Origin of the sequence: Thalassococcus profundi, from assembly GCF_003344785.1 — a bacterium.
In the GTDB taxonomy this organism is placed as follows: Bacteria; Pseudomonadota; Alphaproteobacteria; order Rhodobacterales; family Rhodobacteraceae; genus Puniceibacterium; species Puniceibacterium profundi.
In genome coordinates this window covers 1-626 of sequence record NZ_QPMK01000074.1, presented here as the reverse complement: position 1 = coordinate 626, position 626 = coordinate 1, and the positions used below count along the sequence as shown (strand labels likewise).

1 protein-coding gene is annotated in these 626 nt (G+C 68.7%); it reads right to left on the bottom strand.

Annotated features, from left to right (window positions below; translation table 11 throughout):
- Nucleotides 1–626, bottom strand: a 626-nt coding sequence (locus tag DU478_RS22565; protein ID WP_147276423.1) for a VCBS domain-containing protein, incomplete at both ends; no start/stop codon positions are given.

The window sequence follows — 626 nt, the reverse complement described above, 5'->3', positions numbered from 1 at the left end:
CGACGACCGCATCCTCGGCGTTGGTGTCCGCCACCGCAACCGGCGCGTCGTTGCTGCCGGTGATGGCGATGGTGACCGTGGTGCTCGAGACCGCGCCTTCGCTGTCCGCCATGGTGTAGGTGAAGACGTCCGAGGCGCTCTCACCTTCGGCCAGCGCATCCGTCGCCGTGAAGGTGTCGTCCAGGGCGTAGGTGTATGCACCGTCCTCGCCGATGGTCAGCGTGCCGTAGGTGCCGGTGATCGCCATGCCGACGGTCGCCGCATCCTCCAGGTCCGCGCCGGTGTCGCCCGCGGCGACCCCCACGACGGTCTTGCTGTCGCCGAAGTCCACGTCGGTGTCATTGGCGAGCACGTTGCCCGTGGCCGAGGCATCCATGTCCTCGACGACCGCATCCTCGGCGTTGGTGTCCGCCACGGCAACCGGCGCGTCGTTGCTGCCGGTGATGGCGATGGTGACCGTGGTGCTCGAGACCGCGCCTTCGCTGTCCGCCATCGTGTAGGTGAAGACGTCCGCGGCGCTCTCGCCCTCGGCCAGCGCATCCGTCGCCGCGAAGGTGTCGTCCAGGGCGTAGGTGTATTCACCGTCCTCGCCGATGGTCAGCGTGCCGTAGGTGCCGGTGATCGCC